Below are 7,298 nucleotides of genomic sequence, written 5' to 3' on the forward strand. Positions count from 1 at the left end.
GAGGGTTTTTTATGAGCCCTGATCTTGCTTGTGGGCGCCCGCCCCGATGCGTTTACCCGCCCTACCCTTGATTCCGCTGGCCTGGCCGTCTTGCTGCTTGCCGGTTCTCGCCTGGGAAATCAACCCGGGGATCAATGCCCCCTCAGGCAGGTTCTTCCAGAATCGTGCCGGCAGATGCCCTTGCATGACAGTGGGGTTGAGCCGTGCAGGGTTGAAGATGTGGCTGTAGTACGTCAGCCACATGACGCTGTGCGGGTCTTCGACGTTTTGCGCCAGCTGCTGCCATTCCACCGGACACTGGCGCTGGTGGATCAACTGCTGGCCGTCATAGTAAACACCGTCCCTGGGCGTTGCGATCATCCAGCGGTCGCGCCCCATGCGACCAATGAAATGTTCACTGGCGCTGTGCAGGATGTCATGGGCCGGCTCATGCCAGGCCACGTACTGCGGGCCTTCATTTTCAGGCAACGCAACGAACCTTACAAATGCATGTAGATGATGAGATTCACGCTGTATCTGCTTGATTCTTCTCTGTAATTCACTGCCGAGCTTATCACCTGCCATCATGGCGGTACGGTCACCATGGCTGACTCGCCACAGTACTTCATACAGCAGACTCCAACGCTGATCGCCGCGATAACGCGCCGCGCGCTCAAGCGTGTCGAGCAGCGTTCGCGGAATCCGAGCCAGAAACGGACCCTGTGTCTTGGGCAGCACGTCATCGCTGCCGAACAAATCCGACACGCCCTCACTGGCCCAACTCACCTGGCTCGGATCAACTTCATGACTCAGCAGCCAGCGCGCCTGCCCGCGCCAGGTATCGAACAGGTCGTCGCAATCCAGATGGATCATCCCCACAACCCCATTTGCTGTGGCTGCGGCCGGTCGCGCAGTTGTTGATAGAGCAAATGACTGGTGACTTCGGCCTGCTGCGGATGGTAATCGCTGGTGATGAAGAAGGGTTTGGCTTTGGTCAGCACACAGCGCATGCGCGCCAGGTCTTCATAGCGGATGCGGCGCTGACGGCGCAGTTCCACCAGCCGTTCGGCGGTGCGCAGGCCTATCCCGGGGATGCGCGCGATCAACGAGGGCTCGGCACTGTTGAGGTCCAGCGGGAAAACGCCGCGATTCTCCAGCGCCCAGGCCAGCTTGGGATCAATGTCCAAGGCCAGGTGCCCGGGCCCTTTGAACAGCTCACCGGCGGTAAAACCGTAGCTGCGCAACAGAAAATCGGCCTGGTAGAGACGGTGCTCGCGCATCAGGGGCGGCGCGGCCAGCGGCACGCTTTTGGGGCTGTTGGGGATCGGACTGAATGCCGAGTAATACACACGGCGCAGACGGAAATTGCCGTAAAGCGCCTGGGCACTGTGAAGGATGGTGCTGTCATCGGTGTCATCGGCGCCGACAATCATTTGGGTGCTTTGCCCGGCCGGGGCGAACTTCGGCGATCTAGGCTCGTTTAACACGGTCTGGACACCGGTATAGATGGTTTGCATCGCCTGCTTGATCGAGCCCAGCTGTTTTTCCGGGGCCAGGGTTTGCAGGCTGGCATCCGTGGGCAGCTCGATGTTGACGCTCAGCCGGTCGGCATAGCGCCCGGCCTGCTCGATCAGCGCCGGGTCGGCTTCGGGAATCGTCTTGAGGTGGATGTAACCGCGAAACTCATGGTCTTCACGGAGCGACTTCGCCACCCGAATCAGTTGCTCCATGGTGTAATCCGCCGAACGAATGATCCCCGAGCTGAGAAACAACCCGCTGACGCAATTGCGTCGATAGAAATCCAGGGTCAGCGTGACCACTTCTTCTGGCGTGAACCGCGCCCTCGGCACGTCACTGGAGCGGCGGTTGACGCAGTACTGACAGTCATAGAGGCAGAAATTGGTCAGCAGGATTTTCAGCAGGGATACGCAGCGCCCATCTGGCGTGTAGCTGTGGCAGATGCCCATCCCGTTGGTCGAGCCCACACCACTTTTGCCCTCGGAACTGCGCTTCGGTGCACCACTGCTGGCGCAGGACGCATCGTATTTGGCGGCGTCGGCGAGAATGCTGAGTTTGTCGATGAGTTCCATGGGGGCACGCCACTTACTGTTTGGATATACAGTATAGGTTAGATACCCCAGGAACAAGCCATCAAACTGCCCTTGGTCTGATTGTGGGTTCGTTGAAGTCAGAAACGCGCGTTACACGCTGTTCTCGACATCGGCACTGGCAGCAATGCCAACCAGTGCATTGAACTTACTGTCATCCAGAGGGCAACTCAGGTAATACCCCTGACCTTCGTCACACGAGACGGTTTTGAGCAAGTTCAGGTGTTCGGCCGTTTCGATGCCCTCCGCCGTGACCGTAAGTGATAACGCGCGCCCCAGCCCTACGATTGCCTGGATAATAGCCTTGTCATCGTCGCTTTCGTCGAGCCTGCTCAGGAAGCTGCGGTCTATTTTCAACCCGTCAAACGGGAAGGCCCGAAGGTAGCTCAACGATGAATAACCCGTCCCGAAATCGTCCATGGCGATCCGCAACCCAAGGCGTTTCAGTGTGTGCATCACCCCAAGAGCACCCTCGGTGTCTTCAAGCATGACGCTCTCAGTGATCTCAAGCTCAACTCGGGCAGGGTTGATTCCAGAACTGTGCAGCACTTTCTGAACCCGCTCCACCAGATTGCCGCGCTTGAATTCGGTCGGTGACAGGTTGACTGACACGAACAGATTTTTTGGCCAGCGTGCAGCGCTACTGCACGCCGCATCAAGCACCCAGTTACTCAGGGAAAGGATTAGCCCGGACTCCTCGGCAATAGGGATAAACACGTCAGGTGGTATCAAACCTCGCACAGGATGCTGCCAGCGCACCAACGCTTCGGCGCCCATCATTTGACCGTCAGCGATTCGATAGCGGGGCTGGAAATGCAGCCGCAGTTCACCGTGCTTGATGGCAAATCGCAGATCGTTTTCCAGACCCCGGCGTTCGATTATCCGGATGTTCATATCGCCCGCGTAGAATCGCCAGGTGTTCCGACCTCCGGACTTTGCCTCGTACAGTGCAATATCCGCATAGCGAAGCAGTTCGGCAGCCTCGCAGGCGTCGTTGGGTGCCATCGCAATCCCCATGCTGGCACTGACGAACACTTCCTGATCGTCAATCCTTATAGGACCTTCGATAGAGTCTATGAGGCGCTGACAGAGTGCCTCGACCTCCTCCTGGGAGCTCATGTCGGTGAGGATCAGCACGAACTCATCGCCGCCAACGCGAGCAACCAGATCCCCGTGACGCACACAGTCTGCCAGGCGGCTCGACACTTCGTTGAGTACCAGGTCCCCTGCCGCATGCCCGAGCAAGTCGTTCACCGGCTTGAATCTATCCAGATCCAGGCTGAGCATCACCAAAGGTTGCTCGACGGACGGCATCGCCTTGAGCTTACCGTCCAGAAACTCCCGTAGACGTGTTCGGTTGGGTAATCCGGTCAGGGCATCGTGCTGAGAGAGAAACTCGATTCGCCTGCGGGCTTCGACTTCTTCGGTCACGTCAGTCGCCGTGCCGCGGAACCCTTTATTCGGCATACCTCGCGCTGAAAGCCGCGTGATGCGCTCCCGCCCCTTGGTATCAACGTATTGACACAGAAGGCTGATATCAGGGCGTCGATTCGGGATAGCGAGCCACTGGGACAACGACCCCAGTTCAGTGCTCAACAGATCGTTGATCGCCTGACCGATCCAGGCGGCCCTGGAGAGCCCGGTGACGACTTCGAATCGTTCGGACAAATAGGTGAAACGCCAGTCCTCGTCAATTTCCCACACCCAGTCTGAACTGGCTTCAACCACGTCACGAAACCGTGCTTCGCTGATGGCGAGCGAGTCCTGGCTGTTCTGCAGAGAGGCGTAGCTCGCGTCCAGCGCGAGTGCCCCTGCGGTCGTGCGACGCAAAATGACGAAAGTCATAAAGCACACCAGAAGTGCACCGAGACCGATAAATGGCAATCCTGTCCCCAGTAATCGCCGCCCGGGCTTTTCCGGCGTCCAGCGCAAACTGCCGGCGGAACCGTCTGCGCCCAATGGAAAGGCTGGCGCCCCGCCGATTTCATCGTCAGTGGCGACGTGCAAGTCTTCCACGCCGAAATCACTGCCTATCGACTCGAGCTTGGCGCGGTCCAGAAAGTCTACGAATATCAGCACCGAGGGCAGCCGGTCATCACGCGTCACTGTCGGGTCGGTGCCCGGTGTAATCGCGGCGGCTGCGACCAGGGCTGGCACCCCTCCCACGTTTATAAAAGTTGTAATGGTCGTTTCAGTTTCGGCCCCTGCGCGGGCTTTATCGAGAATGTCCGACATGGACTGCTGGAGCCAGTCTTCGACTGCTACAGCCTCAAGCTCACCGTTAACGACTGAATAGACCGTGCGATTGGCATCGTTGACAACGAACAGCCCCCGAAATCCGAAATCCGTATAAAGCGTCGGTCCCACATTTTGCCGCGTGAAAGCCCAGTCGGTGTCCACTTCGACATGCAGATGTCGGTAAGTGTCGCCCCAAAATGCGTAATCCTTGATGGTCGAGCGTGATGTTTTTTCCAGCGCCTGCACGGCTTTCTGCGTGTAGAAAGCACTTTCCAGCTGTTCCGTCCGGTCCAGGTCACGGGCCAGATAAAATAGTGAGAGGCCGGCGAGCAAAAACACCCCGGCCAATAAACCCACAAATTTGAGCAGCGAGGTTCGCGCCAGCGACAAGCTCGTGGTATCGGCGCGGGTAACATCGCTTGAGGCGTGTTTCGGCGTCATGGCTGCCTTCTGATTGATGTAGCAATTCGGTGACATAAGAGGCTATCGGCTGCGTTAGCAAAATGATGAGACAGCGCCTAAGGTGTGGAACTGGCGGTGACGCGTCGTTTTGCCTCGTCTGGCAAGACCTGAGCGGCTCTCGCTTGAGAGGGCAATTCAATATCAAACCGGCTGCTGATTGCCTTGCGCCCCACCTCAGTCAACGCCAATGCCCGACTGTCCAGATCTTGCGTCACCCATTTGCGCTTGATCGCCGTTTGCAGCAGGGCCGCACCCAGCGCGCCGCCCAGATGCGGGCGCCGCATGCTCCAGTCCAGGCAGGGACAAGCAAATCGACGGCGCAACAGAGCCAGTGCCTTGACCTCAATGCCCATGCCCTCGAACGCCCCTTCGCCCTGCTCGCTCAACTGATAGTCCTCATCGTCGGTCGCCACCAGCCAACCCGCCTCGAGCATCCGGTCATGCATCAGCACCGCCAGCGTACCGGCCATGTGGTCGTAACAGGTGCGGGCAAATTGCAGGCGATCCGGCGTACGCGGACTGAAGGTTGGCGCGGCGTTCTGGCTGATCACCATCAACGCTTCCAACGCCTGGGCCACACGCTTGTCGGCCAGGCTGTAATAACGATGCCGCCCCTGAACGTGCAACCGCACCAGCGCCAGCTCCTTGAGCCTGGCCAGATGCGCACTGGCCGTGGACGCACTGACCTCGGCAATCGTCGCCAGCTCGGTGCTGGTCCGCGCGTGGCCATCCATCAATGAACAGAGGATTTTCGTGCGTGCCGGCTCCGCAATGGCTGCGGCGACGTGGGAGATGCCGATGTCATGGTGTTCTACGTTCATATTTCGCTCCCGGACGAATCAAGACCGTTCCGAACTGAAGATAGTAGCAACACTTTTCAACCTCAGAACAAGGCTGCGACCCATGGACGCGATCATCGCTGCGACTCATCCCGATCCTTATCCCTACTACGCACAACTGCGCGCCGAAGGCGGACTGGTATTCCATCAAGGGCTCAACCTGTGGTTGGCCAGCAGCGCCCGGGCGGTGGCTGCAGTGTTGGCGCATCCTGATTGTCATGTTCGCCCGTCCGATGAACCCGTGCCCAAGGCACTCGTCGGCGGGATGGCCGGGAACGTCTTCGCTGAGTTGATGCGCATGAACGACGGCGAACGCCAGCGCTGCCCGAGGTCATCGATTCAACCCGGATTGGCGCTGGTTGATTTGGACGAAGTAAAAACACTGATAGCCGCTCGATTGATCACGCCTGACGCTGAGGGCCTGCATAACGCCATGTTCCGTGGACCGGTCTGCGTGGTCGCGGCGCTACTGGGCTTCTCCCCCGCTCAGGGTCGGACCATCAGTGCTCTGACAGCCGACTTCGTGGCCTGCCTGTCGCCCCTCAGCGATCAAGCGCAACTGGCAGCGGCACATTCCGCAGCCGAACAGCTCAACGGTTACTTCATAGAACTGCTGGATGACCCGCACAACCGAAGCGCCCTGCTAGCGGGCATCCGCCAACGCTTCGCCGCGACAGAGGCCACCCCGAAAAAGCTGATCGCCAACCTGATCGGACTGTTTTCACAAACCTATGACGCCACTGCAGGCTTGATCGGCAACACCTTGCTGGCACTGATTCGAGATCCGGCGCTGCCCCGTGATTCAACAGGGATCGACGAGTTGATCGCCGAAACCCAACGATTCGATCCACCGGTACAAAACACCCGCCGCTTCGTCGCCGCACCCTGTGAGATCGATGGCGTCAGCATGAACACCGGGGATGTGATCCTGGTGCTGCTGGCGTCAGCCAATCGGGATCCATGGTTAAACGACAATCCTGATGTGTTCGTGCTTGAGCGTACGGATCGGAGAAGCTTTACTTTTGGTGCGGGAAGTCATCAGTGTCCGGGGCAGGTGCTGGCATTGAGAATTGCCGCCGCGACGGTGAGGGAGGTTTTGGCGGTGAAGCTTGATCTGGGGCGATTGAGTTGGGAGTATCGGCGTTCGGTTAATGGGCGTGTTCCATTGTTCAAGGAGTGGCCGGGCAACTGAGCCGCCTCGCTTTGGCTTTTGATCTGCTTTTGATTTTCTTGCCCCATCGGTAGGCCGAGCGCAGGTTCTGCGCAGTGGGTAACCCTGCATGGATGCCGGGTTAGCCGCGCACGGCCATGGATGGCCGATCGCGGCGGGCCCACGGAGCAGGACCGGAGCGAGGGTATGCCGAGCCCAGGCGAGGCACCGGACGAAAGGGGCAAGAGCCTTTGGTTACTTGGGGCTGTTCCAAGTGACTCGCTGTAAAAGCGAAACCAATAGAAGCCGTAACCGCAGGAATGGATATGTACACCTGCAAAAATCTCACCGCCAATCAGACCGCCATCGCGAGCAAGCTCGGCTCCCACAGTTTGAGCCGGGTACATCAGGGGAATACCCGTCGGCTGAGAAACCGCCATCGCCGGCAGGCCAGCTCCCACAGTTTGATCCGGGCACATCAGGAAAATATCGATCGGCTGTAAGGCCGTCATCTCGAGCAAC

5 protein-coding genes are annotated in these 7,298 nt (G+C 58.8%); 1 reads left to right on the forward strand and 4 read right to left on the reverse strand.

Annotation, left to right across the window (positions count from 1 at the left end):
- Positions 1–9: 9 nt before the first annotated feature.
- From GBC55_RS26645 to GBC55_RS26660, 4 genes are all read right to left on the reverse strand, one after another.
- A complete protein-coding gene (locus GBC55_RS26645; RefSeq protein WP_162439974.1) occupies positions 10–852 on the reverse strand; it encodes a TIGR03915 family putative DNA repair protein in 843 nt (280 codons plus the stop codon).
- Positions 849–2,069 carry a putative DNA modification/repair radical SAM protein gene (locus GBC55_RS26650; RefSeq protein ID WP_162439973.1) on the reverse strand — a complete coding sequence of 407 codons (1,221 nt, stop codon included), beginning with the start codon at positions 2,067–2,069 and terminating at the stop codon, positions 849–851. The genes GBC55_RS26645 and GBC55_RS26650 overlap by 4 nt, the downstream gene beginning before the upstream one ends.
- Positions 2,070–2,180: 111 nt before the next feature.
- Positions 2,181–4,766, reverse strand: a complete 2,586-nt coding sequence (locus GBC55_RS26655; protein ID WP_162439972.1) for an EAL domain-containing protein — start codon at positions 4,764–4,766, stop codon at positions 2,181–2,183.
- A gap of 77 nt (positions 4,767–4,843) precedes the next feature.
- Positions 4,844–5,608: a winged helix-turn-helix domain-containing protein gene (locus GBC55_RS26660; protein WP_162439971.1), complete on the reverse strand. Its 765-nt coding sequence runs from the start codon at positions 5,606–5,608 to the stop codon at positions 4,844–4,846.
- An 82-nt stretch (positions 5,609–5,690) separates the two neighbouring features.
- Here GBC55_RS26660 and GBC55_RS26665 point away from each other — a divergent pair, with 82 nt between their 5' ends.
- Positions 5,691–6,818, forward strand: coding sequence for a cytochrome P450 (locus GBC55_RS26665; protein WP_162439970.1), 1,128 nt, complete (start codon positions 5,691–5,693; stop codon positions 6,816–6,818).
- Positions 6,819–7,298: the final 480 nt, after the last annotated feature.

The organism is Pseudomonas sp. TNT3 (assembly GCF_010095445.2).
Classification (GTDB): domain Bacteria; phylum Pseudomonadota; class Gammaproteobacteria; order Pseudomonadales; family Pseudomonadaceae; genus Aquipseudomonas.